The organism is Treponema sp. R6D11 (assembly GCF_054786075.1).
Map to the genome: position 1 here is coordinate 1 of NZ_BDHD01000644.1, position 662 is coordinate 662.

Below are 662 nucleotides of genomic sequence, written 5' to 3' on the forward strand. Positions count from 1 at the left end.
GGATTAAGTTTCTGCTAGACCATAACATCTGCCTGTACGCGGTTCATCTGCCCCTTGATCAACATCCTAAACTGGGGAATAATGCCGTTCTGGCGGAACTGTTGGGGTTGGAGAACGTCGAACCGTTCGGCCCTTACCACGGGCGTAAGATCGGCTACAAGGGAACTTTTCCAAAACCTGTTACAATCGAAGAAGCGGTAAAGAAAATCGATTTTATGGGAAGGCCGCCTTCTGGAGTTTTTCCTTTTGGGAAAAAAGAAATTTCAAGCGCCGCGGTTATGTCCGGCGGAGCGGCTGACAGCGCGAGGGACGCGATTGCCGACGGCGTGGATTTGTTTGTAACGGGGGAGAGCGGGCATCAGGTTTACCATGACTGCCTGGAAGCCAAGCTTAACATGATCGCCGGCGGACACTACAATACGGAAGTTTGGGGCGTGCGCGCCGTTATGAAGCATTGCGCCGAGGAGCTTGGCATAGAAACCGAATTTGTCGATATACCTACGGGGCTGTAAAGGAGAGAAAAATGAAACTGAAACTGGAAAAAGAAAGATTGTTGCCGATGTCGCTGGCGGCTTTAATTATCATTGTGGACCAGATAACAAAGGCGGTTATCGTAAAACTTAGGCCGGAGGTCGGGTTTATTAAAGACGTTTTTAACAACG

At 49.5% G+C, this 662-nt stretch carries 1 protein-coding gene; it reads left to right on the forward strand.

Going from position 1 to position 662, the window contains the following annotated elements:
• On the forward strand, positions 1 to 512 hold a 512-nt coding region (locus ACYVTD_RS15245), incomplete at its 5' end, for a Nif3-like dinuclear metal center hexameric protein (protein ID WP_461248554.1).
• Between the last annotated feature and the right edge of the window lie 150 nt (positions 513 to 662).